The 23,930-nt window shown below is 47.8% G+C and carries 25 protein-coding genes, 1 tRNA gene and 1 riboswitch; of the genes, 16 read left to right on the forward strand and 10 right to left on the reverse strand.

What is annotated here, in order from left to right; all coding sequences use genetic code 11:
• Positions 1-4: 4 nt before the first annotated feature.
• Together DEALDRAFT_RS16330 and DEALDRAFT_RS00430 are read right to left on the reverse strand one after the other, a co-directional pair.
• Positions 5-172 (reverse strand): CDIF630_02480 family spore surface protein, encoded by a 168-nt coding sequence (locus DEALDRAFT_RS16330; RefSeq protein ID WP_008513794.1) that lies wholly within the window; start codon positions 170-172, stop codon positions 5-7.
• Between the two features lie 111 nt (positions 173-283).
• Positions 284-643, reverse strand: coding sequence for a DUF2512 family protein (locus DEALDRAFT_RS00430; protein ID WP_008513795.1), 360 nt, complete (start codon positions 641-643; stop codon positions 284-286).
• A gap of 137 nt (positions 644-780) precedes the next feature.
• On the opposite strand from DEALDRAFT_RS00430, the gene DEALDRAFT_RS00435 reads away from it, so the two are divergent.
• From DEALDRAFT_RS00435 to DEALDRAFT_RS00455, 5 genes are all read left to right on the forward strand, one after another.
• Positions 781-1,155 (forward strand): GntR family transcriptional regulator, encoded by a 375-nt coding sequence (locus DEALDRAFT_RS00435; RefSeq protein WP_008513796.1) that lies wholly within the window; start codon positions 781-783, stop codon positions 1,153-1,155.
• Positions 1,156-2,013, forward strand: coding sequence for an ABC transporter ATP-binding protein (locus DEALDRAFT_RS00440; RefSeq protein WP_008513798.1), 858 nt, complete (start codon positions 1,156-1,158; stop codon positions 2,011-2,013).
• A complete protein-coding gene (locus DEALDRAFT_RS00445; protein ID WP_008513800.1) occupies positions 2,013-2,678 on the forward strand; it encodes an ABC-2 transporter permease in 666 nt (221 codons plus the stop codon). The genes DEALDRAFT_RS00440 and DEALDRAFT_RS00445 overlap by 1 nt, the downstream gene beginning before the upstream one ends.
• Before the next feature lie 204 nt (positions 2,679-2,882).
• On the forward strand, positions 2,883-3,701 hold the full coding sequence (locus DEALDRAFT_RS00450; RefSeq protein WP_008513802.1) for a MerR family transcriptional regulator: 819 nt from the start codon (positions 2,883-2,885) through the stop codon (positions 3,699-3,701).
• A gap of 147 nt (positions 3,702-3,848) precedes the next feature.
• Positions 3,849-3,945, forward strand: a tRNA-Sec gene (locus tag DEALDRAFT_RS00455).
• Between the two features lie 54 nt (positions 3,946-3,999).
• On the opposite strand, the gene DEALDRAFT_RS00460 is transcribed toward DEALDRAFT_RS00455, so the two are convergent.
• Entirely contained in the window at positions 4,000-4,437 is a 438-nt protein-coding gene (locus tag DEALDRAFT_RS00460; RefSeq protein WP_008513804.1) for a hypothetical protein, read from the reverse strand.
• A 136-nt stretch (positions 4,438-4,573) separates the two neighbouring features.
• Between DEALDRAFT_RS00460 and DEALDRAFT_RS15685 the strand changes: the two genes are divergently transcribed.
• The 3 genes from DEALDRAFT_RS15685 (at position 4,574) to DEALDRAFT_RS00475 (ending at position 6,700) form a co-directional block, all read left to right on the forward strand.
• Positions 4,574-4,984 carry a YopX family protein gene (locus tag DEALDRAFT_RS15685; protein ID WP_008513805.1) on the forward strand — a complete coding sequence of 137 codons (411 nt, stop codon included), beginning with the start codon at positions 4,574-4,576 and terminating at the stop codon, positions 4,982-4,984.
• 145 nt (positions 4,985-5,129) lie between these two features.
• Positions 5,130-5,294: a DUF1328 domain-containing protein gene (locus tag DEALDRAFT_RS16335; protein WP_008513807.1), complete on the forward strand. Its 165-nt coding sequence runs from the start codon at positions 5,130-5,132 to the stop codon at positions 5,292-5,294.
• Positions 5,295-5,497: 203 nt separating this feature from the next.
• Positions 5,498-6,700, forward strand: a complete 1,203-nt coding sequence (locus DEALDRAFT_RS00475) for an MFS transporter (RefSeq protein ID WP_008513809.1) — start codon at positions 5,498-5,500, stop codon at positions 6,698-6,700.
• A 29-nt stretch (positions 6,701-6,729) separates the two neighbouring features.
• Here the strand turns inward: DEALDRAFT_RS00475 and DEALDRAFT_RS00480 are convergent, their stop codons facing one another.
• A complete protein-coding gene (locus DEALDRAFT_RS00480) occupies positions 6,730-7,872 on the reverse strand; it encodes a glycerate kinase family protein (protein ID WP_008513811.1) in 1,143 nt (380 codons plus the stop codon).
• 302 nt (positions 7,873-8,174) lie between these two features.
• Here DEALDRAFT_RS00480 and DEALDRAFT_RS15690 point away from each other — a divergent pair, with 302 nt between their 5' ends.
• Together DEALDRAFT_RS15690 and DEALDRAFT_RS00490 are read left to right on the forward strand one after the other, a co-directional pair.
• On the forward strand, positions 8,175-8,738 hold the full coding sequence (locus tag DEALDRAFT_RS15690) for a TetR/AcrR family transcriptional regulator (RefSeq protein WP_008513813.1): 564 nt from the start codon (positions 8,175-8,177) through the stop codon (positions 8,736-8,738).
• A complete protein-coding gene (locus tag DEALDRAFT_RS00490; RefSeq protein WP_008513814.1) occupies positions 8,722-9,075 on the forward strand; it encodes a cupin domain-containing protein in 354 nt (117 codons plus the stop codon). The genes DEALDRAFT_RS15690 and DEALDRAFT_RS00490 overlap by 17 nt, the downstream gene beginning before the upstream one ends.
• Positions 9,076-9,133: 58 nt before the next feature.
• Here the strand turns inward: DEALDRAFT_RS00490 and DEALDRAFT_RS00495 are convergent, their stop codons facing one another.
• The 3 genes from DEALDRAFT_RS00495 to DEALDRAFT_RS00505 form a co-directional block, all read right to left on the reverse strand.
• Positions 9,134-10,519, reverse strand: a complete 1,386-nt coding sequence (locus DEALDRAFT_RS00495) for an efflux RND transporter permease subunit (RefSeq protein WP_008513816.1) — start codon at positions 10,517-10,519, stop codon at positions 9,134-9,136.
• Positions 10,509-12,053, reverse strand: coding sequence for an MMPL family transporter (locus DEALDRAFT_RS15695; RefSeq protein WP_008513817.1), 1,545 nt, complete (start codon positions 12,051-12,053; stop codon positions 10,509-10,511). Before DEALDRAFT_RS15695 ends, DEALDRAFT_RS00495 begins: the two co-directional genes overlap by 11 nt.
• Before the next feature lie 115 nt (positions 12,054-12,168).
• A complete protein-coding gene (locus DEALDRAFT_RS00505) occupies positions 12,169-13,563 on the reverse strand; it encodes an FMN-binding glutamate synthase family protein (protein ID WP_008513819.1) in 1,395 nt (464 codons plus the stop codon).
• A gap of 248 nt (positions 13,564-13,811) precedes the next feature.
• Between DEALDRAFT_RS00505 and DEALDRAFT_RS00510 the strand changes: the two genes are divergently transcribed.
• Positions 13,812-15,671 carry a glycoside hydrolase family 125 protein gene (locus DEALDRAFT_RS00510; protein WP_008513822.1) on the forward strand — a complete coding sequence of 620 codons (1,860 nt, stop codon included), beginning with the start codon at positions 13,812-13,814 and terminating at the stop codon, positions 15,669-15,671.
• Positions 15,661-16,992 carry an MFS transporter gene (locus DEALDRAFT_RS00515; protein ID WP_161598004.1) on the forward strand — a complete coding sequence of 444 codons (1,332 nt, stop codon included), beginning with the start codon at positions 15,661-15,663 and terminating at the stop codon, positions 16,990-16,992. The genes DEALDRAFT_RS00510 and DEALDRAFT_RS00515 overlap by 11 nt, the downstream gene beginning before the upstream one ends.
• Before the next feature lie 60 nt (positions 16,993-17,052).
• Here DEALDRAFT_RS00515 and DEALDRAFT_RS00520 read toward each other — a convergent pair whose 3' ends face one another.
• Together DEALDRAFT_RS00520 and DEALDRAFT_RS00525 are read right to left on the reverse strand one after the other, a co-directional pair.
• Complete coding sequence (locus DEALDRAFT_RS00520) at positions 17,053-18,087, reverse strand: carbon-nitrogen hydrolase family protein (protein WP_008513825.1); 1,035 nt, start codon at positions 18,085-18,087, stop codon at positions 17,053-17,055.
• Positions 18,077-18,952, reverse strand: coding sequence for a carbon-nitrogen hydrolase family protein (locus DEALDRAFT_RS00525; protein ID WP_008513827.1), 876 nt, complete (start codon positions 18,950-18,952; stop codon positions 18,077-18,079). Before DEALDRAFT_RS00525 ends, DEALDRAFT_RS00520 begins: the two co-directional genes overlap by 11 nt.
• A 183-nt stretch (positions 18,953-19,135) precedes the next feature.
• Positions 19,136-19,221: riboswitch (cyclic di-GMP riboswitch) on the forward strand.
• Positions 19,222-19,286: 65 nt separating this feature from the next.
• Here DEALDRAFT_RS00525 and DEALDRAFT_RS15700 point away from each other — a divergent pair.
• Complete coding sequence (locus tag DEALDRAFT_RS15700; RefSeq protein WP_008513829.1) at positions 19,287-20,777, forward strand: diguanylate cyclase; 1,491 nt, start codon at positions 19,287-19,289, stop codon at positions 20,775-20,777.
• Between the two features lie 168 nt (positions 20,778-20,945).
• On the opposite strand, the gene DEALDRAFT_RS00535 is transcribed toward DEALDRAFT_RS15700, so the two are convergent.
• On the reverse strand, positions 20,946-21,134 hold the full coding sequence (locus DEALDRAFT_RS00535; protein ID WP_008513831.1) for a hypothetical protein: 189 nt from the start codon (positions 21,132-21,134) through the stop codon (positions 20,946-20,948).
• A gap of 213 nt (positions 21,135-21,347) precedes the next feature.
• On the opposite strand from DEALDRAFT_RS00535, the gene DEALDRAFT_RS00540 reads away from it, so the two are divergent.
• The 3 genes from DEALDRAFT_RS00540 to DEALDRAFT_RS00550 all read left to right on the forward strand — a co-directional run bounded on the left by DEALDRAFT_RS00540 (position 21,348) and on the right by DEALDRAFT_RS00550 (position 23,859).
• Positions 21,348-21,710, forward strand: coding sequence for a DUF2680 domain-containing protein (locus DEALDRAFT_RS00540; protein WP_008513832.1), 363 nt, complete (start codon positions 21,348-21,350; stop codon positions 21,708-21,710).
• Between the two features lie 87 nt (positions 21,711-21,797).
• Entirely contained in the window at positions 21,798-22,490 is a 693-nt protein-coding gene (locus tag DEALDRAFT_RS00545) for a response regulator transcription factor (protein WP_008513833.1), read from the forward strand.
• Between the two features lies 1 nt (position 22,491).
• Positions 22,492-23,859 (forward strand): sensor histidine kinase, encoded by a 1,368-nt coding sequence (locus DEALDRAFT_RS00550; RefSeq protein WP_008513835.1) that lies wholly within the window; start codon positions 22,492-22,494, stop codon positions 23,857-23,859.
• Positions 23,860-23,930: the final 71 nt, after the last annotated feature.

A 23,930-nucleotide genomic window follows, 5' to 3' on the forward strand; every position in this document is an offset into this window, starting at 1 on the left:
TTTTCTACTTTTGGTTGGTATCCACATATTCCTTGGCATTACGGATATCTTCTTCCGCAGGCAGATTCACCTGCGAAATTGCTTTCATTTCCTCTATATCGGCCCAGGCTGCAGTGTCGTGCTTTTCAATAGGTATACCCATAAACGTCTGTTTAAATTTTTTATCCGCCATAGTATGCTCCTTTCAATTTTTTTGCCACTCAGGATTAGTTTTAACTTATTTAAAAGCATAATGCACCTATTCAAACTGAATAAAAAAGAAGAAGCATCCAATGAGGATGCTTCATTCTAAGGGGTTGGTTGAGAGCTTCTTCCCTTTAAGATACCTATGAAAGAAATATTCACCGATCATCACAAGAATCCCAAAGGAGATGGCAAAAAGCAGCACACTTACTCCCGCCCATTGTCTGATGATAATGACATAGGCCAGCAGTGCTGAAGTGATTCCGTCACCAATGGTGGCTACAATATTACCAAAGCCGGGAAGTATTACCATATCGCCAATAATGAAATTCACAATTGCGCCAACCAGGCCAACCAACAGAATCAACCACCAATCAGTCAATCCGGAAATTAAAGCAGCAACAGCTGCAGCAAAAAGTGTCATGGCAAACTTAATACCTAAAGCCAGATATGTCTTCAAACTTTTCACATCCAATCAGTAAAATTGAACTATACTTATATTCCCTCTCTTTGTGGGCAGATATACTTCTACTTAAACTATTGACAATAGTGTGCATACTGTATATACTGTTCATATACAGTATGGGTGGTGATTATTTGCGGATTATAATTTCCAATGCCTCAGATGAACCGCTTTATGAGCAGGTGGCCAGGCAAATCAGAGAAAGTGTTCTTAAAGGAGAGTTAAAGGCAGGTAGTGCGTTGCCATCAATTCGCACGCTGGCAAAGGATCTACAGATTAGTGTGATTACTACAAAGCGAGCTTACGAGGAGCTTGAGCAGGAAGGGTTTGTTGAGACTGTACCCGGCAAGGGATCGTTTGTAGCACTGCAAAACAAAGAGCTGCTGCGTGAGAAAAGACTGCGGATAATTGAAGAGAAACTGGCCGAAATCGTAGATGACAGCCGCGTTTTAAATATCAGCTTAGAGGAACTACAGGAAATGCTACGACTGTTATGGGAGGAAAAATAAATGGAAAATGTTCTGGAAGTCAATGATCTTAAGAAGTCATATCCCGACTTTGCTCTGGATATGACGTTTACAATGAAGATGGGTTTTATTATGGGTTTTATCGGCCCAAACGGAGCAGGTAAAACAACCACAATAAAGCTGATTATGAATTTGCTGCAAAGGGATGCGGGCACGGTGCGTCTTTTTGGTATGGATAATCTTGAAAATGAAATTGCAGTAAAAGAGCGTATAGGTTTTGTCTATGACGATAACCACTTTTATGAAGAGCTCACACCCATGGAATTGCAGGCAATTTTGGCTCCCTTTTATAAAAGGTGGGATAAGCAGGTTTTTAACACCTATCTGAAGCGTTTTGACCTTCCACGGGGGAAAAAGATTCAGCAGTTTTCCAAAGGGATGAAAGCCAAATTTGCTCTGGCTGTTGCCTTATCACACCATGCGGAACTCATTATACTCGATGAGCCCACCTCCGGCCTGGACCCGGTTTTTCGCCGAGAATTGCTTGATATCTTCGCTGAAATGATTGAGGACGGAACCCGCAGCATATTGTTTTCCACCCATATAACCAGTGACCTGGATCGCACGGCAGATTACATCACCTTTATAAATAACGGCAAACTGATATTCAGTTTGGAAAAAGATGCGGTGTTTGAAACCTACGCTTTGGTTAAAGGCAGCTCTGAGTTACTGGATACAGAGATGAAAAAACAGTTTGTGGGCCTGAGAAACAGCCCTTACGGTTTTGAGGGCCTGACGGCAGATGCCGATGCTGCCCGCCGGATGTTCGATGGGCGGGCGCTAATCGAAAAAGCATCCCTGGAAGAGATCATGCTTTATACGGTAAAGGGGGAAGCATAATGATTCATCTGATAACGAAGGACCTGTTAATACAAAAGAAAACCTTTCTGGTTGTTTTTCTCTACAACTTTTTTATGCTCATCGTCTTTTCCAACGAAGCATTTCAGGGATTTATCTATATTATGGGCGGTGTGATTGTCACCTATATGTTTTTAATCACAGCAAGCACCAATGATGAAAAAAATAACAGTGATATTCTGATTAGCAGTATGCCGGTGCTGCGAAGCAGTATAGTAACAGCCAAATATATTGCTGTCTTTGTCTATATGGTAATTGGATTGGTCATGCTATACTTCACAGCCATTTTGGTTAACATCTTACCCCTGCCCATAGCCGCTCCTCGCTCTATTATTGGCAGTGATATCTATTTTTCTGCAGCATTGGTTGCTTTCGCCGCAACCTTGTATTACCCGCTTTACTTCCGCTTTGGCTCTGCTGCAACCCGCACCCTCAGCATTTTTCTCTTCCTGGGATTCTTCTTTTTGCCCCGCATTATAGTGGAACAGTATATGGCCGGCAATCTGGTTTTCGCAGTAGATATCATTAACAGTCTGTCCGATGTTTTTAACTGGCTTCCCGGTGCGCTTGCCGGAGTGGTGGTATTAACTTTATATCTGGTATCCATGAAAATATCACAGGGAATCTATAGCGCCAAAGACCTCTAACACATTTTTTGCTTCTTATGCCGGCATGGTTTGTGGTGCTGAATCTCACAGCAAAAAAATAGCTTGTTCTACTAGAAACACCACCTTGCGCAGGTGGTGTTTTTACATGTAAAAAAATATTTTTTAAAAAAACTTGACTCTCCTGTAAGGGGAGGAATTATACTTAAATCATAAATCAACTGGTGCGCACCCAAAAGGAGATTTATGTTTAAAATCGGGATGTTTTCCAAACTCAACAAAATATCGGTCAAAGCGCTGAGACACTATGACGACATAGGGTTACTTAAACCTGCATATGTGGATGATTTTACCGGCTACCGTTTTTATTCGGCCAGCCAGCTGCCGCGGCTGCACAGAATCCTGGCATTGAAAGGCATTGGTTTTTCCCTGCAGGAAATCAAATCGGCCCTGGAGCAAGACACTCCTGCCACAATGATTGAGATCCTGGAAAGCAAACAACAGGAGATTGCCCGTGCCCTCAGAGAGGAGCAGGAAAAACTAAACCGCATTGAGTTTTATCTTGATTCTATTAAACAGGAGGCCAAAAATATGGAATATAATGTGCTTATCAAAGAATTGCCGGAAGTGATTGTGGCTTCAATGCGTAAGGTAATCCCCAACTACGAAGCTTTTAACACCCTTTATCCTGAAATGGGTAAACAAATGGAAGCACAAAACCTGACCTGCCAAACTCCCGAATATTGTTTCACCATCTACCACGACGGGGAATACAAAGAAACAGATATAGACGTGGAAATCTGCGAAGCCGTTACCGGGTTTGGTGAGGATACGGAAACCATGAAGTTTAAACGAATTGAAAAGGTAGAAACGGCAGCCTCTGTGATGCACAAAGGGCCGTACAGCACCATCGGTAAAGCCTACGCGGCACTGATGAACTGGATTGAACAAAACGGCTACCAGATAACAGGCCTGCCCCGCGAGTCCTATATTGACGGAATATGGAATAAAGACAATCCGGAAGAATGGCTAACAGAAGTGCAAATTCCGGTCCAAAAGTATTAGAACCACAAAGAGGCTCTGCTCGAGCCTCTTTGTTTACTTTTCAGGTAATCCTGGGATCTTACTTAAGATAGGCAGTTCTCATATCTGAGAATAATTACATCCTTAAAGACCTTGATTTTCAGGGCTTTTTCAGGCATAATAGCAGGTGGGAGTAGATGTCTACCTGGTGAGGGCCTTGGACTTCAAATCCAATGGCGGGCGTTGATCCGTCCGTGGTGGGTTCGATTCCCACCTACTCCCGCCAAAATACATTCATAAGTAACTCGGGGCATAAGTTTGCAATTGGCAAACTTATGCTTTATTTTATGCTATCCGTTTTGCTTAAAAGGAATTTACTGATTAAGTAGCCAGCCAGAGCTCCGACAAGGGCTGCGCCCATTGCCATAACCACATTGCCGCTAACCGAATGAACCATATCCGATTGTCCGGCAAAGCTTATCATAATCTGAACTGCGGCCCAGGTAAACATACTAAACAGGGCACTTTTTAAATAGAGATAATCTTCTCCTACATAACGGGTCATTTGATAAATGACGAAGCCGACCAGAGCACCCGTAAGCGGCGTTGTTAAAAGGCCGATGATCCAGCTTGGTTCGGCCATAAATAAAGAACTGTTCGTTTCAAAAATACTCAATGGGGTAAGGCCAAGAAGCTTGGCGATCTGAGTATACGCTTCAAAGATAAATGCAATTGCCATTCCGATTAAAACTGCATATAATGGCTTATTGTATTTCAAAGATTAACGCCCCTTTATGTGAATACTTAAGTTAGTATTTCTCAGCGATGGGCATAAAATGCTAAATATAATAAATGGCAGATTATGGTCAAATTAATTTTGTGGCAAATAGGCACCATAAGAGGGAGGTGAGAAGATGGATATCCCAATGTTTCGCATCTGGTACAAAGTTAAGCAGTCGTTTGACGCAGCGTCTAAGGAATGGACATATAAGTGGCAGATGTCTCCGGTACAGGTTTTGCAGATTCATACCGGCGAGGTTATACTTGACAGCAAATACGGCTTTGCAAACCGTATGCATAAAATCGGGCGGGACTGTATTTTAATGCAGTCTCTTGGTATTAAAGATGTAAACCAGAAGCCGGTCTATGTTGGAGACATTGTAAAGATAACAGATTCCCAGACCGGAAAAGAATATACCGGGCATGTGGAGGGAAGAGGGGCAGTATACTATGTTGATGTTCAGGGTGAAGAGTTATTTATAAAAAGTGATATGGCCATGGAAGTACTGGGAAATGTTTATGAGCAACCAGAACTAAAACCTTGATTTACGAAAAAAACATACCCTAGTGATTAATGAAAGCTTGCAATCCTGAGGATGAGGCCGGCTTTTCTTTTTTTGTAATAATAACGGCCTGTGAAGGTGTTAGAATGATGATAATCAAAAAAACAAATAATCGGAGGTGATTAGCTTGTTGCGATGGGCGTTAATCTTCCTGGTTGTAGCCATAATTGCCGCAATCTTTGGTTTTACAGGCATAGCACAGGCTTCTGCTGACATTGCCCGGTTTATTTTCTTCATCTTTGTAGTATTGTTTGTATTGTCCCTTTTATTTGGTGGTAGGTTTGTCAGGTAAATATTAATAGTGATCTGGTTGTGACTAGACGTATGCTTAGACATGGAAGCCCCCATCTCGCTAGAAAGATGGGGGCTTTTGATTTACCGGCCTACAAGCTAAGTTTCAGTTTTCATTGTGTTAGCAGGAATTTCATTATAGCAGTAGAATGCTACAAATATAATTTTGCAAATATTCTGAACAATATCTGAGGGGGAAGTGTCTTGTTGCAGGAGATCAACAGAAAAAAGCGTCCCATTATTTTAATTGCCGGCTGTAGTCTATTAAACTTTTCACTGGGTTCTTTTTATGCCTGGAGTGTTTTTTTGGAGCCATTGCAGCAAACTCTTGCTGTCTCTCGTTCCGAGGTTAGCGCTGTATTTTCCTTTGCCACCATCTGTTTTACACTGGGCGTATTATTTGGCGCACCGGTTTACCGGCGGGTACGTGCTGCTGCTGTGGCCTCCGGTGCGTTGCTGGTCGGGGCATTGGGAATAGCTGTTGCCGCCGGCAGTATGTCATTGCCTGTTGTTATTGTGGGCTATGGCATAATTTATGGTATTGCCAATGGCGTAGGTTATAATCTGACGCTGCAGCTGATTAATACGGAATTGCAGCATAATACCGGAGTAGCCACAGGGTTTGTAACCGCTTGTTATGCAGTGGGTTCTGTGGTCTCTGCGCCCATACTTGTTTATGCCATCGAAGCGCTTGGCGTGTGGAACACTTTTTATGCTTTGGCATTGTTTTTATTGTTTGCAGCGGTGATTGTGGGGATGTTATTGGTCCTGGCAGGCACCACCATGGCCTGTCCTCCTGTAGCAGTGTATCAGGATGCGGCACCGGTAAATAATAAAATTTTTGTTGTTCTGTGGTTTGGTTTTGGTCTGGGAGCCATGGCCGGCCTGATGGTAATCGGCCATGCTGCAGGGATTATCAGTGCGTATGGGGGAGCTCCTGCTCAGATTGCACTGGGAACAATGTTTGTCAATATCGGCAATGTCACCGGTCGTCTTAGCGGAGGATGGCTAAGCCAGCACTTTCCTGCCAGGCGGGTTCTGACGGTGGTAATGGCTTCCGCTGCTACAGTTTTACTGGCCCTGGCTTTTTTCCCCATTGTCTGGGTTGCTCTTGTTGCTATGCTTCTCATTGGTTTTGCCTATGGAGCAAACGCCTGCACTTACCCGCTTTCAGTATCAGTCTATTTTGGCAGAGAACAACTGGCTAAAGTATTTGGTATGTTAATGACGGCATGGGGGATAGCGGGTTTAACTGCACCCTGGATTGCCGGAGTGATATATGACGGAACCGGTCAATACAGATATGCGATTCTGGTGGCAGCCGCTGCTGCGTTAGCCGGTAGTATAATTAGCCTGGTGTTACCGGAAAAGCGACTTAGTGAACCTGCAATTTCCAAAGGAGCGTAACAAGAAAAATGACTGAAGGTTGCCAGTCTTTACTTTCTTAGAAAGGTGCCTTTGCATAACCGCAGCACCTCTTCTGTGGTATGCTCCAATAGAGCTGCGGTTTGGGAGATGGCCTGCTCTAGTTCCATTGGACCGGTGCAGATTGAAAAAAAGGCTGTAACCCCTTCCTGGTGAAGCGCTGTTGCTGTTGTTTCAACACTGCCGGCCAGGACCACAACGGGAACTTTTTTCTCCTTAGCTTTACGAGCCACGCCTACCGGCACTTTGCCATAGGCCGACTGGGCATCAAGTTTGCCCTCCCCGGTTATGATCAGATCGCAATTGGCCAGTTTTTCGGTAAAACCTACTGTATCCATAACCAGGTCAATCCCGGAGCGCAGGGAACCACCGAGAAAGGCCATGATGCCGGCGCCCAGTCCCCCTGCAGCGCCTGCTCCCGGGATTTGTTCCACGGCGATGTTTAGATCGCGCAAAATTATTTGCGCGTAATGTTTCAGGCTTTCATCCAGCTGGGCCACCATCTCTGCGGTAGCTCCCTTTTGAGGGCCGTATATTGCCGATGCTCCTGTTGGGCCTGTTAATGGATTGTTGACATCACAGGCAACCAGAATCTCTGCATCCTTAATTAATGGGTTTATCTGGGAGGTGTCAATGTGGGCCAGGCGGGCCAGTGCTGCTCCGCCAAAGGGGAGTTCGTTTCCTTCATGGTCTGTGAGGCCTGCCCCCAGAGCCTGAGCCATACCTGCTCCACCGTCATTGGTGGCACTGCCGCCTATCCCGATAATGAGCCTGGTAAAGCCTGCAGACAAAGCTGCTTTAATTAGCTCTCCGGTACCATAGGTGGTGGCAATCAGAGGGTTTCTTTTTTCTTCAGGAACAAGAAGCAAGCCTGAGGCAGCAGCCATTTCAATGACTGCCGTTTCCCGGTCCCCCAGAACACCCCAAAAAGCCAATAACTCCTCACCAAGAGGGCCGGTCACTTTTTGCTTGCGGATTTCTCCTCCTGTGGCATTTACCAGTGCATGGACTAAGCCCTCGCCGCCGTCGGAAAACGGTAGCTTAATGATTTCTGCCTGGGGAAAGACCCGCTGTACGCCACGGGCCATACTTTCGGTTACTTCGGTTGCCGTCAGGCTGCCTTTAAAGCTGTCCGGTGCCAGTATAATTTTCAATATTAATCGCTCCTCAGGTTTTGTGATTTTTCTTAAGGCATCAACTGATGTGCATGCCCTATATGGGCTGATTTTGACAGATAAGGGGTTAGTAATTTCATTATAAATTATAAATTTCTAATGTACAGAGCTAAACATAATTTTATGTTTGTTAAGCACTCTCTTGACAGTTGTGTAAATACAGCCCATAATGTTAGTATGTGCTAACAATGCATGCTTGCCGTGGAAATAACGGTAATACTTGACATTAATAGAGGGCTTGCGTAAGCTAAAGTTAGCTGACACTAACACTGGAGGGAATTATGAAGAAAGCGGAAACACAACAGGCCATCTTAACAGCGGCAAAGAAACTGTTTATTACCAACGGATACAAAGGGACCACTACGGTGCAAATTGCCAAAGAGGCAGGGGTTTCGGAGATGACGCTGTTTAGGCATTTTTCCACCAAGGATGAAATTTTCCTTGCTGTCATCCACCCGCTGGTTTCGTATTTAGATAGTCTAGATGTTAACGAGCAAAGTGACGTGCGTAAAACTGTCCGGGATCTAATGGAGAACCAACTCCGCTTTCTGTTGGAAGAGCGGGACTTGGTACGGTTGGTGGTTATGGAAAGCTTTTTGGCCGAAAGAAATGAAAATCCCATTGCGGGTGTAATGGCCAGAATTGAAAAGGTGTTTTCAGTGTATCCGCTCAGGCAGAGAGAGCTGTTGGTACGATTGATAACCGGTTATATCCTTAGTGGAATTTTCGTGCCCAAGAAGACAAATTATAAAGAAGATCTGGAAATGTTTTTGCAAAATGCGATTGATCCGCTTCTGGAGCGGTTCGAAAAAGAAAGAGGTGATGGTGGTGCAGAAAATAGTTAACATACTTTCCACTGAACCTGGCATGAAAAATATGGTCTTTAATAACCCGGATGTCAAAGCGGTGAAAGTAAAGCTTGAGGCCGGGCAAGCTGCGGAAAATTGTGTGGTAGATGCCCCTGTCTTGTTGTTTGTCATCGAAGGTGAGGGGGCGGTGGTAATTGAGAAAGAGACCTACCCTTTGACTGAGGGTGATGTCACCGTGGTCCCTTCAGGGAAAAACCGGCATCTGCAAGCAGGGAAAGAGACATTCAGAGTATTGGCCGTTCAAAGCCATCAGGCAGATAAAACCTGTGGGTTGTGCGCACTTCTGGAAGACTGTGTAAACCTGAAAATCTAAAAACGAAGTATGAAAAAAGCATCACCCCCATTGTGTTGGGAGTGATGCTTTTGTTTTGCTAGGCTGGGTTAACAGCAGAAACGGATTTTGTTTTGTTTCGGTCGAGCATAATGATTAGCGGGGGCAGAACAACCAAGGCGCTGATAAGGCAAAATGTGATGTTAAGCAGGGTCACAACCCCAAATTCTCTGAGAATGAGGAAGTCTGAGAAAAGCAGGGCGCTAAACCCGCCGATGGTGGTCAGGCCTGATGCCAGAATTGGTTGCCCGATTTTGCTTACGGTTGTAACCATGGCTTCTTCCTTGGAGGCGCCTTTTGCTTTCTCTTCAAAGTATCTTTCCATCAAAAGAATTGTAAATTCCGTACCAATTCCGATAATTAAGGCCCCCATGGTTGCTGTTAGCGGCGTGTAATCCAGACCCAAAAGATACATGGCTCCCCCTGACCAGCCGATAATAAGGCTGATGGGAAAGACCGGGACAATGGCTTTGAGGAAGCTGCGGTAAATAAACAGCAGTCCCATAAATACCAGTCCGATTCCCAAAAGTGACATTTCCATCCGTCCGCTGGTTAGGGCCGACAACATCTCGGCATCGATTACTGCCTGACCTGTAACGGTAGGTTCTATACCCTGCAGTTCATTATCCGCCAGGTATTGATTAAGGTCATTAATAAAGGTCTTTACCGAATCGTTTTCTAAGCGGGCAATATTAAGGGTGATAATAGTTGTTTGCCGGTCTTCATCAATAAAGAGCTTCCGCTGGGTTTCAGGGAGGTCGTCCAGAAAGTCCGACATGTTTTGTTTCGTAAGTGTTTCGTTGTCCACTGTCTCCCCAAACAGCCCGGTTATGGAGACTGTGCTATCGATGATTTCAGGGAACTGATTTTCCACTCCTGTGGTTAAGGTATCTACCCACGCCAGATTTTTATCGTCTAACAAGTCAGAACCCTGAACCATAATGGCCAGTTGGTCGGTGGAGCCCATCAGATCCCGAAATTCCCGGATTTCAACAAGTTCCGGAGTGTCCTGCGGCATAAAGGTTTCAATGTCTGTTTGCACTCCCACGTTTGTATCACCGAAAAACCCCCAGACTGTAATGGCCAGGCATATGGTGAGAATCAGGAACTTTTTGGACAGCACAAGCTTTGTCAGTTTAGCCAGCATTGTTTCCAACCACTTGTTTTCCGGGGGAAGTTGGCAGGCTTTTGCTGCTGTATGGTCACAGAAATATTTATCCCTGATATACAGGTTTGTGGTAAGAATGATTAGGGCCGCCAGGAAGCTTACCGCAAGGCCCAGGGTCAATGTTTTGCCAAAATCGGCAATCATCGGCACCGGAGAAATAAAGAGGGCGGTAAAACCCAGAATGGTGGCCACCATGGCAATCAAGACAGAAGGGCCCATATATTTGTAGGTGTTTCTAAAAATCCGGTTAAATCTCATTGTTGTTTGCCTCCTCAGTCACATATTCTTCCTCGTACCGGTTATGGAACTGGATTGAGTAATCTATGCCCAGTCCGATTAGAATGGGAAAGGCGGCCATGGATACCATGGTCATGGGAATTCCCAGATGCGCCATCAATCCCATGGAAGCTACTACCGCACCGAAGTTAACAACCAAAGGGAAGAGGCGCCAGCGCACTTTAAACACCACAGAAACAATAATCACCATTAGAATGAGGGCACTGATGACCATTCTTTGCATGCTGCTTCTCATTTCTGTGCGTAGGGCAATATCCAGTACCGGTTTGCCGGTTACTGTAACATCTGTGCCTTCTAACGGATCACGATCCAGAGTGTTGTTAATCAGGGTAACCACTTCTTCGATTTGGCTGTCTGCTGCATTGCCGGTAAGGCGGACCACCAATAGGGCATTATAGTCATCAATAACCATCTGGGAGAACATGGGCCGCAGGTCACCGTCATCATATAAAATCATTTCCAGAGTGTCTTGATTGGACGGCAGAGCGGGACTCATAATGTTGCTGTTTTCTAACAACGTGTCCAGCCCCTGTGAGATATGGAGCAGCTTCTCCGAAAATGTTTCCAGCCCTTCACCCAGTTCTGCTAATTGGCTGATGTCGGGAATTTCGTTTTCCATTGCCGACAGCTGCCCGGACTGAGCCGTGAGGCCCTGCTGCATGGCGGTGAGTCCGTCAGCAGTCTGCAGAGGTACTTGTTGCAGAGACTGTGATTCATCAGCAATGGCCAGCATATTGCTGCCTGCCTGGTTTAGCGCAGCAGCACTTTGCCGCAGGCCTGCTGTTTTTTGCAAAAGTTCCTGCTTTTCTTGTTCCGGCAGCGGCAGTTTTTGCAGTTCTGCCTCCAGACCGCCGCCAATCTGCTCTACATTTATCGCCACATCGGTTACCATGTTGCCGAACTCACCGTAACCGTTGGTGAGATTGTCAATACCGGTACCCAGTTGTTGCTGACCGGCAATGAGTTGCTCCAGTGCTTTGGAGGATTGCTCAAACTGGCCGGTCATTTGTGAAAAATCGATTTCCGGCGCGTTTTCCTCCATTTCTGTCATGGCAAGAGCGATATCACTCAGTCTTTCACTCATTTCCGCCAGTCCGTCACGCATCTCGCCCACATTGTCCAGGATGTTATCTGCCTGTTTTGCCGTGATGTGCCGGACTGTGGAGGCCGGTCCGATTACTGAGTACACATTCTCATTCTGCAGCAATCGTCTTTCCAGAGTATCAAATCGGTCTAAGTTTTCAACCGTCAGTAAATCGGCCATATCTTCAGTTTTTAGATGAATCATAATGTTTTCTCCGCCGAAGGTATTCTCCAGCTGGAGGTTGTTACGATAGGTATCTGTATCGGTTCTGATAAACGTCTCATTTCCTGTAGCCATCCTGATTTGTAATACCCCTGCTACGAAAAAAACAGCAACCAGTAAAGCGCAAAACACGGTAAGAACCGGTTTCTTCATGATCTTTTCGCTAAGCCTTGCGAATAACTTTTGCACAATTAGCCCTCCTGCATATTATGTTAGTACTCACTAACATCTTAGCGTGTGCATATCATTCTGTCAATGAAAATATATAAAAAAAAAAGCCTCTGTTTTGGACAGAAGCTTTATCTTAGCCGTAAGGTTCATACACCATGGGCAGGTTACAGCCTTTGGAGACCATTTCCGAGGTGGCCATTAATTCATTCAATCCCACATCCTGCAGGCTTGTTTTGCCCAGGGCTTTGATCCCGTGATTGATCTCCTCCTTGCAGGAGCGCAAAAATTGATTGAGATATTTAGCCCCTTCTTCAATGTTGAACTTGTTCTGGTATTTGCCGTGGTACCATACAACCTGAGTGGGAGGTTCAAAGGGCAGAGCTTTTAAAACCTGAGTGTGTGACATGGCAAAGAGAGCAATGGTCCCGATATAGCAGGCGTCTGCACCAAGGGCGCAGGCTTTAAGAATATCACCGGGAGTTCTCATTTTTCCGCTGGCGATGAGACTGACCTGGTTCTTATAGTTATTCTTCTCCAGCCACCTGGCGGCACGGTAAATGGCAAAAATCATGGGTACACCAAAATCATCCTGGAGAATTGGTGGCGAAGCTTTGGTGGCTGCTTCTGCTCCTTCCAGAGCAATAAAGTCCACACCGGCATTGCAGATAATTTCCAGATCTTTTTCCAGAAATTTGCCGGCGGCCATTTTAACGCCAATTGGAATACCCCCGCCCACATCTCTTAATCTATCCACCAGATCTTTTAAATCTTTTGGTGAGGAAACACCGGGCTGCATGGAGTGGGCAACCGCATCTCTTCCTTTGGGAAAGCCAAAGGCAGTGCGCAGTTCTTTGTCCATATCCTTGGAATGGAAGATATGGCCTACTCCACTGATGGAGCCCTGCCCCAACTGAATTTCTATGGCATCACATTGCCGCATAATTCCCGGAGTTTTACCCCAGTCGCCGCGATGGAACTGGTAGATTAAATATTTTGCAGCCTGGCGTTCTTCCGGCAAAAATGGCCCTTCCCCGGTATTTGTACCGGTTCCGGCCATGGCCGACCCCTTGGCCAGGGCAATTTTAGCTTTTTTGCTTAATGCCACACCGTAGGCCATAGGCGCAATCATAATAGGCATGCTGATGGTAAACGGCTTTTCAGATTTTTTGCCGATGGTTACACTGGAGTCGGTGGTCTGCTCTAAGGGAATGGGCAGATTATACATTTGTGAGATGGTAAACAACAAATCTTCCAGGCCCGGAAACTTTTTGGGAGAGCCCATGGGTCTTTCAATGACCTTGCCCTCAGAGGAGCGCAAGTTTGTTTCCACCACATTCTGCAGTCCAAGTCGGGTTGCTGCGGAAACCAGCTCCCAGATATTTTCATCATAAAGATCATTCATTAAAACTTTCAGTGATGCGTCATGGACACGGTTAACTGCCCCGCGGCCAAGAATAGTAGCCGCCACACTTCCACCTAATAATCCAGTGCCCACAAGGGCCGCTTTTTTTAGCTTTTTCCCGTACAAAAGCAAAACCTCCCAGAGACGGTTCTTTCTTTTATCAGCTTACCCAAAAATAAAAATGAATTGCAGAATATGAGGGGTCAGGTCCGATATTTTGACTAAACTAATGGGGAGCCCGAGAGTAAACGATTTTAAAGAAATGTGGTTATGTCGGATCCGACCCCTGGTTAGAGGTTTTTTTCTGTTGGTGTCAAAGTTATACTCAAGTTATATTTGCAAGTGAATAAATTTAATAAAGTAGGTGATGCGTGATGCCTGAAGATATTTTGACGGTGCCGCAGGAGGCTGACTCGTACCGTACCTTATTTATGCATGGCAATGAGTACATATCATTTCCGGATATTAACCCCAAGGACGGTGCCGTTAATAATGCAACGGTTTTGCATATGGGGTCGCTGGGTCTTTTGGAGCTTGCCGGCGGCGATGATAAACCTTTGCTCAAACCTTATTTTAAATTGGACGGCAGGGATGTTTCCCTGAAGCTGGCCTGGTCTTACCGCAAGCACTGGCTACCCTCCTTTACTGCCACGGTTGGTTCTCTGACTGTGCGGGGTAGTATCTTTGCTCCCCCGGGACATAGCGGCGCAGTGTTTTTACTGCGGGTAAAAAACAACCACCGACGCCCGGTGATGACAGAAGCCGGTTTCTCCGTAAATTTTGGCCGCATAATCCACCATATTTTCCGTGCCCGGCAAATTACAGCCGGTATCCGCTGCGAGTTTGACCGCTGGACCAATAGCTTCCTGTTAAATGTGGGAGATGGTTTGCCGTTGGTCTCGCTGGCATTGGGATTGGATTTGGCAGAGCCCTGGTGGTCGCGGCCTGCCACAGGCGGTGCCTGCCGGGCTGATGCGGGTAAGGCGGCTAAACTTATGCCCGGGGAAGAGTTGGTTGTTCCTCTCTATATAGCCGTTAACATTGAAGGAAGCGGTGCCGGAACCACAGTGGTGGATTTGCGCCGTCATGGTTGGCAGGCCTTATTGGCCCAGACAGAAAAGTGGCTTGCAGAACGTAATTTGCCCATGAAGCAACTGGGCTCTGCGGCTAACCGTAATCTCTTTTTCAATTATTTCTTTGCTTTGGGCAGAGCCATCGATACCGATGACTGGGTGCCGGTTACCTCCAGAAGCCCCCGTTATTACGTTAGTGCTGCTTTTTGGAGTCGGGATACGTTACTTTGGAGCTTTCCCGGTCTGCTTCTTTGCGAGCCGGAAGGGGCAAAGCAGGTGCTCTTGGCTTGTTATCGTCGTCATCTGGAGCGGGCGGGAGAGCATGCCCATTACATTAACGGCGTACTTTTGTATCCCGGCTTTGAACTGGATCAACTGTCTTCCTACGTGCTGGCCCTAAAACTGTACCTGCAGGAAACAGGAGACCGCTCGATTCTGGAAGAGGAATGTATCAGGCGGGGCCTCACTGTGGTGGCAGCAAAGCTGTCAGGTTGCCGTGATGAAACCACAGGTTTGTACGAAACATTTTTGGATCCCTCAGATGATCCGGTCAAGTATCCTTATCTGGTTTATGATAATGCTCTGGCGCAAAGAGCCTTGGAGTTTTTGGGTGCACTGCAGAAACAGGGATGGCAGTTTAGTTATGACATGAATGAAGCTGCCAAGCTGCTCCGTGAGGCAATCTTTAGATACGGTGTGGTGGAAGGCCCATACGGCCCCATGTTTGCCTGGGCCGTTGACGGTACCGGCCGGTTTCAGTTGTATGATAACCCGCCGGGAAGCCTGCAACTTTTGCCTCATTACGGTTTCTGTGAGAAAGAGGAACCGGTCTGGCAAAATACCGTACGCTGGATTCATTCCTCCCACAATCCGTACTACCGGGAAAAAGGTTATATTACCGGTGCTGCGTCCCGCCATGCCGCAAATCCCTGGCCATTGGCGGCAGCCAATGATTTGCTGGGGCAGAACCTGGATCAGGGACGGTTTTTCAAACGGGCTGTGATGGACAGCGGTTTCTGCTGTGAGACAGTGTCTCCCTCATCGGGTCGCGCTTCCACCGGGCATGCGTTTGCTTCTTCGGCAGGTTTTATTGCATCGGCCCTTTGGCACGTTTTCGGGCAAAAAGCAGAGAAAGGGCAGGGAGGTTTGGATGATGATTAAACAACTGCCTGTACAAGGTAAGCTGCTTTATGCTGCTTCATCGGCAGGGTGGGCCATGCTGGATCGGATTGTGATTACCTGGTTGATGTTTTATTATACCGAGGGGGAAAACCCTCTGGTGCTGCCGGCGATATTTGGTTCCATTCTGGTTTTTGGCCGGATAGTGGACGCTATTGCCGATCCTTTGGTGGCCCTCTGGTCGGATAACAGCAGCAGCCGACTGGGACGGCGTACACCGTTTCTGATGGTTGGTGCCCTGCTGTACACCGCAGTGTTTGTGGCACTGTTTTATCCGCCGGCCGCAGAACATGGCACCGCTAATGTGATTTATCTACTAGTGATGGCCGGAGCATATTTCTTCATGTTTACCGTCTATGTCTGTCCATACCTGGCGCTGATGCCGGAGCTGGCCCGTACTGCCCACGACCGAGTGGATATGGCTACGTACCGGGCGGTGTTTTCGCTTTTGGGAGTAGCTGCTGCCCTGGTGGGATCCGGTCTGCTTATTGGTAGTATGGGCTTTAGAGGCATGATCTGGACCACCGCCATAATTGGCATGCTGCTAATGTATTTACCGGTCCTGGTAAAGGAGCGGGAATATGCCGATGCCCAACCAGCCACACTGGGCCTGGTGGATGCGGTGCTTACCACGTTAAAGAACCGGGCTTTCCGTTTTTATCTGGCAGGAAACGCAGCTTTTTGGTTTGGCTTTAACATTATCACACTGGGTCTGCCGTTTTACGTTACAGTGTTGTTGGGCCGTCCGGAGGAGGACACCGCCATCTTGTTTGCCGCCGCTTTCGGTGTGGCATTTATTGCTTTTCCACTGGTTAATATTCTGGCAAAAAAAATAGGACACAAGGCGGTGATGATTATTTCCATGGCGCTCTTTGTCCTGATATTGCCGCAGTTTTATTTTCTCGGTCGTCCGCCCTTTGGCCTGGACCCGGTTGTTCATGCTTATCTGGTAATGGCTCTGGCCGGGATTCCCTTGTCCAGCCTGTTTGTGCTTCCCGATGCCATCGTATCCTCCATTACAGACCTGGAAGCCGGTTTGTCCGGACAGCGTCGTGAAGCCATGTATTTTGGCACCCAGGGGTTGGTTTTAAAAATTATGATGGGCCTTTCCACCTTTGTTACCGGACTCATGCTGCAATTTTTCGGCCGTACAGCCGTGGAACCACTGGGCGTACAGTTAACCGGCCCTGTGGCGGCGTTATTTGTCTTAATTGGAGGCATTATCTTCTGGTTCTACCCGGAGCGGGAAGTAAAGGAAGGGGAACAGGCTGCATTTCCTCCCGATGCTTTTAATGTTCGCTAGCCGCTCCAATTACAAAAGGCTGTTCGTAGCGTCATAAAAATGAGCACCAATTAATGGTGCTCATTTCATTGAGGAATCGGGTGCCGGGCTGTATTTAGCTATCAGCGCCGGGTTTTGGTCACCCAGATAGGGGTGGGTAGCGCGAAGGTTGTGTAATGCTTCTAAATCCAGGGTGGCGGTGACCAACTCCTGGCTGTCGAAGGTTTTAGCTTCCGCCAGGGTGCCGTCTTGGTTTGGCGTGAGCTCCAGTGGGGCAAAGATGCCGGCTTTACCGGTGAGGGTATGGCCCAACACTTGTCCTACCAGAGCACTTTTTATGCCGTAAACCATGCTTTCCTGGACGCGGGGCCAGATGCCGCGCAAAGCCAGCCAGTAGTTGTACTCTTCGGCATTGGCGATGGGCACCATGACAATTTCAGCGCCCTGTCTTTCCAGGATGCGAAAGGTTTCAAAATAGGTGGCGTCCATACAGACAGGCATGGCCAGTTTACCAAGGGGCGTGTCAAAGACATTGAAGGCGTCGCCGGCGGAGAATCCCCAGGCGTGCTCCATGGGCATCAGATGGACTTTGTCCTGATGGCCCAGGATTTGGCCGTCCGGTCCATAAAGGAAGGCCCGGTTAACCACTCTGTCTTCCACAGGATAGGGCATGCTGCCGGACATTATATAGAGACCAAAGGTTGATGCCAGTTTAGAGAAGGTAAAGTGGGCTACCCGGTTAAAAAACGGGCCGGCAAAACGGAACAGGTCGGCAACAGAGACTTCCTGGTTGTCGGTTGCTGTTCCTTCGGCCAGCTTTTCGATACCGGGAATGTAGCCTAGCAGTGGAAAAGTGCTGTATTCAGGAAAGGCTAACAGACGCACGCCCTGTCGGGCGGCTTTGTTTGTAATGCGGCACATTTCATCCATATACTCCCCGGCGTTATCTGTCAGTTTTACTTCAAGCTGTACTGCGCCCACCGGAATTTTCTTTCGGTCCGGTTTCTCGTCAGTCCGCCGCCAGCGCACTTTTTTACTGCGCCAGTGGCGCTCCAATAGTGCAGGGCGGGTGCGCCAGGCCAGATATTTATGTAAAAGGTATTCCCTAATCTTCAATGTTTACACCTCCCGGACAGGCCAGGGGCCTGTAAGCTGCCGGGTTTTGCAACTTTAGCAGCGGGTACTTGCTGATTACTTTTTGCCGGGTGTTAGCTTCCAGCACGGCATGGGCCAGGCCGGTAGCGGACTCTTTGGCCAGGATACCGGTAAACCCCTCCGTCATTTCACAGGGCGCATGGATCTGGCTTGCGGCAGCAAAATCTTCACCGGCAATCATGCTGTTTAGCTGGCTTTCCACGCAGAAAAACTGATTCTGCTGAACCTGCTGCCACATGGCAGCCAGCTGCCGCCAGCGGTTGTCCCCGGCGGGCATGGCACCAGGGTGACAGACCAGGTCTGCGCCCTTTAGGGCCAGGATACGGCCTGTTTCCGGGTACCAGGCATCGGTGCCGATGATGATGCCCACGGTATAGTTTCCTGCTTTAAAAACATGCAGATCGTCACCGCGGGACAGGCCCCACCGTTGTTCGCGGCGGGAGAGAAAGGCCTGGTGCTGCCGGCCTATGATTTCACCCTGTGGTGAAATAAGGCAGGACTGGTGGTAGGTGCGGCTATTACTGCGAACAAACGTGGTGCCTGGTACCAGCCAAACATTAAGATCCCGGGCGATGGTTTGGTGCAATGCTGTTATGTCGTCGTGCCACGATTGCGGGAGGTCAATAAACTTGCGGGCTGCTTCGTCCAAACCGTACACGTCTGCCAGTTCCCCGAACAGATAAGCCAGGTACAGTGCGGTAAAGGAAGGCAAAACAATCAGTGTTTCCCGATTTTCTGTGGATGGGATGGTTTGCAGCAAATACTCCCGGTAGGCTCCCGGGGTTGTAAAATCACTGTCAGTAAAGCTTAGTGCCATTACATGCATTGCCATCACCTCTTTGGGAGGAAATTCCCCGGACAGCCTTGTTTTCCCTGCTACAGCAGGGAAAATATCTTAATGTGGACATCATTAATGTTTTGTTAAGATACATGGGTTGACAGTATGGCCAACCTGTTATACGTTGAACAGAATAGAATAGATAGAAGAAAAAGCTGTTACTAATTGCACCAGTATAAAAGGCAAATCCGTTGAAAAGCGGGGACGCAAAGCTATGGGTCTAAGGCGGAATGCCGCTATGACAGCCGGTTGCCAAAGGTGTTTTTGCTTGTTTACGCTTTAAAGCAACACCGGTTTACGTCAGAGATTTCGGGGGGCGCTTATGAAACTGCGGAGATTGTTGTTCAATGATGGGCAGACAAGTATTAAAGGCAAATTGTATCGGCCTATTTTATTATTATTAATCTTTTTTGGGGTAATCTTTATTTCCGTGATTAATATTAATATGAAACGGGTGGCAAATCAGGAGGCGTACCGGCTTAGTCAGGTGCTGGCCTCACAGAACCTGGCGGTTCACACGTTTATTAACCAGGAACAAAAGCCTTCTTTCTTTGATGCCTCGGATCTGGGAGAGGATGATTTTATCCCTGAGCTGATGTCGTCCACTTATATGATTCGTCAGATAAATGAGCATCTGGATCCGCTTGTCCCTGTTAATTACTACTATAAAGAGGTGGCGGTTAATGCCCGCAGCCCGCAAAATGAAGCATATGACTACGAAGTTGAAGCGCTAAGACGTTTTAATAGCGGCGAAATAGATGAAATCAGGGAAGTTATGGACTGGAATGACAAAACATACTTTGTTTATATGCAGCCCGGTGAATATATGGAGGAAGGCTGTATACAGTGTCACGGCACTGCGGAGCAGGCCCCTGCGGGGCTTGTAGATTATTACGGACCGGAGCGCTCCTTTGGGCGAGAACCGGGAGAGTTGGTTTCAGCGCTCTCTATTCGGATACCACTGGAGGAGGCCTATGCCGGGGCTAATCGGACCAGTTTGATTTTATCTGCCACCTACGGCTTAATGCTCCTGTTGCTTTTTGGCAGCTCTTCTTCTGTGATGTCCAGAGTGGTTGTGCAACCAATAACTTCTTTGGATACCCGGCTCAGAGATACTTTGACACGTTTTAACGGTAAAGCCGCAGATGTGGTCTTGGATGGCGACGAAATAGAAAATGTCAGCTCGGCATTTGATTTTCTGGAAGAAAGATTGTCTGAAGCCTATGATAATTTAGAACAGCATGCCAAGAGCCTGGAAGTAAAGGTGGAGGAACGCACCCGTGACTTAAATCGTGTCAATGCTCAACTGGTACTGGCCAATCAAAATGACTGGCTGCTGGGAGTCTTGAACCGGGGAGCTTTTGATATGCGCGCAAAATCAGAGTTTGACCGCATGCGAAGAGAAAAAGGGCCTATCAGCTTTGTGATGATGGACTTGGACCGCTTTAAAAGCTATAACGATATGTATGGCCGTGAGGCCGGGGATAAGACGCTAAAACGTGTGGTGGAAATTATTCAGCAAAATATCAGGGCTTATGATGTCTGTGGCCGCTACGCAGGGGAAGAATTTGTAATCTGCCTGCCCAACACCTCCAGACAAGAGGCCAATGAGATTGCTTCCCGTATTGTAACCGGTATTTACGGAGCTGAAATATACCACCGGCAAAACGAGCCTTTCGGCCGGGTTACTGTCTCCGCAGGCGTGGCCGGTGTGGAAAATGCCAAAGACACCTATTTTGAAAGGTTAATTAAAGAAGCCGACGACAATATGTATAAAGCAAAAGAAGTGCGTAATACGTATTATCCGCAGTAAGAAAGGCGCGCTTATTCGGTTCCCTCAACGCGTGCGATTCAATACTGCATATCGCCATAACTGTGCAGTTGCAAAATGTATAATTGCTTACAAAAAAAAGTGCGACAGGGACGTTCCCTGTCGCATTGCAATTTGGGAGTATTTAAGTGATCCTATGGCAAGCTACCTTTACATCACACAGTCAGCGGTTGCCATAGCTGAAACACCTTGATCCATTGTTTGCGCACACTCGGCGATGTGCTCGCCGCCGTGCATCCTTGCCATTTGTGCTACATGATTTGAAGAGTTGGCAAAGGCCGAGCCGCTAAACATAAGTAACGTCAGCGCCATCAGTGAAACAACAAAGAATTTTTTCATGCTCACTACCTCCTGTAGTATTTATTTGCAGTGCTATTGTATCTTTAGAATGTGGCAAAACTTTATAAGGAATGGGGCTAATCGGTGAATTCATAATGTCTCCACAATTGGATTTTCCATCTCCACAACTTCTCCATATTTCCTCCATAAGTTCTGCAAATTAACGGCGTATGATTAAAGTGTACATTAAAAACCCCTCAGGAGGTGGACAACATGAAAAAAGGCGTACTGATTGCACTGGTGGTTGCTTTGGTGCTGGCCATTATGGTGCCGGCTGCCTTAGCGCTGACCGATGTTCAAAAGGAGGAGCTGGAAGCGCTTTATGAAAAGCAGCATCAGCTGAGACAGGAAATTCTGGACAAGCAGGTGGAAGCAGGCCTGGTTAATCCCGAAGATGCAGATCTGGCCCGTGAGCGGATGGACCAGAGCTGGGAATACCGCCAGGAGCGCATGAACGAAGGAGATTACAACTTCGGTCCCGGACGTCGGGGCGGGCGCGGTAACGGCGGCGGAGGCTACTGCCCCATGCATCCGCAAACACAGCAACCTGCTGCACAGGAAACAGCAGCACTGTAATTAATCTGGAAAGCCGGGGATTAACCGGCTTTCCTTTTGTCTGTATATATTCTATAATGGCGTTAACGGTTTAATGGGGGTGGCTGCATGGACAGGATTCTGGTAGTTGAGGATGAGGAGAAAATCAGCCGGGTAATTCGTGCCTATCTGGAAAAGGAAGGCTTTGCCGTGGAGGAAGCCTCCGACGGTTTGCAAGCGCTGGAGTTGGTGTCAGATTTTAATTTTTCCCTGATTATTTTGGACCTAATGCTGCCTCATATGTCCGGCGAAGATGTTTGCAAACAGCTGCGTCGGCAGGGGAATAATATTCCTATAATTATGCTTACCGCCAAAGGTGCGGAAGAAGAGCGTATCCGCGGCCTGGGGCTGGGTGCCGACGATTATATTGTCAAGCCTTTTAGTCCGGGAGAATTGGTGGCCAGGGTACACGCAGTACTGCGCCGTTACCGGTCTAACAACGGTGTGCTGGCGGAAGTTATGGAGTTTGCCGATGGAGATTTGGTCATAGACACGCTGCGCCGCCAGGCTACCCTGCGTGGACAGTTAGTTGACTTAACCGCAACCGAGTTTAAATTGCTGGCAGCCATGGCCAAAAGCCCGGGGCGTGTTTTTACCCGTGGTGAACTTTTGGAAATCGCCCAGGGAGCGCTGCCCACCGGCTTTGACCGTACCATTGACAGCCACATCAAGAATCTGCGGCAAAAATTGGAGCCTAAGCCCGATGAACCGCAGCTGATTCGCACCGTCTATGGTGTGGGCTATAAATTTACAGGTGATTAAAATGAAAAAAACATTGTCGGGAAAAATCACATTAGCTATGGTAGCTTTGGCGGTAGGCGGTATTCTGCTTACCGCTCTTTTAACAAACCTGGCGCTGGACTGGAACTTTCAGCGCTATCTGCGCAGTGTGCAGGAGGAGCAGAATCGCCTCATTGTGGGAACTCTAAGCGAGCTCTACGGAGAAGAAGCTTCCTGGTCCTCTGTGCGCCACTCTACCATGCATATGGGCTCTACAACCGGTACACAAATACGTGTCTATGACAACGACGGCCGCCTAATTGCCGATTCCCTGCCGGGAATGATGCAGGGTATGCAGGGCCGGCGCTGGCAGGAGGAACAGGCTCAACGGGGCCAGACATATGAATATCCGCTGCTTGTGCAGGGACAACAAATTGGATTTGTGGAAATAACCCATCTGGGCCAGGAAGGATTATGGACAGGTGAAGCCATGGTCTTTCGGCGCACAGTCCAGCAAAGTGCTCTGCTTACAGGCCTGGCGGCAATCCTGGCTGCGATTATTATCGGTAGTCTGCTTTCCCGGCGGCTTACAGCCCGGTTTGCCCATCTGTCCACCGCTGCAGAAAAATGGGGGCAGGGCCGCTTTGATGTACGGACAGAACCGGAGGGCGACGATGAAGTGTCCAGACTGGCAGAAACCATGAACCGCATGGCTTCCCGACTGGAGGACCAAAGCAATTTGCGTAAAAAACTGACCGGGGACATTTCTCATGAATTGCGTACACCGCTGACCACTATCCAAAGTTATCTGGAAGCATTCCTGGACGGCGTGATGAAACCGGACAAGCAGAATATTACTGCGGTGCTGGATGAATCCCACCGCCTTAACAGCTTGGTAAATGACCTGCAGGAGCTATCCAACGCAGAATACCGCGGTAAAAATGTTAACTTAACCGAAATGGATCTGAACAGTTTTGTGGCCAGGGAGGCTGAAAGGGTGCGTCCGGCCATGCGTCAAAAGGATATTCGTTTATCTGTTACTCCCCACGAAAAAGAGGCTGTGGTCCTGGCAGACGAAACTTTGCTGGGCCGGGTGCTGGGCAATATCCTGATTAACGCGCAAAAGTATACGCAGCAGGGCGGTCAGGTAACGGTCACTGTTTTTGATGCCGGACGCCGTGCCGGCGTGGCTGTAACCGATACCGGGGAAGGTATCAGCAAAGAGCACCTACCCCATATTTTCGAGCGTTTTTACCGCGCCGACGCTTCCCGTACCCGCTCTACCGGTGGCTCCGGTATCGGACTGGCCATTGTTCGCGAACTGCTGGAGTTGATGGACGGTGAAGTGGACGTTGAGAGCCAGCCCGGCAAGGGCAGTACATTTCGGATTTTCTTACAAAAACCCAGTTAAATGCTAAGCCCGGCGAATGCCGGGCTTCTTGCACTGCAGGGACAAACCCTATATAATTGACACAGAAAAGA

It is taken from the genome of Dethiobacter alkaliphilus AHT 1 (assembly GCF_000174415.1).
In the GTDB taxonomy this organism is placed as follows: domain Bacteria; phylum Bacillota; class Dethiobacteria; order Dethiobacterales; family Dethiobacteraceae; genus Dethiobacter; species Dethiobacter alkaliphilus.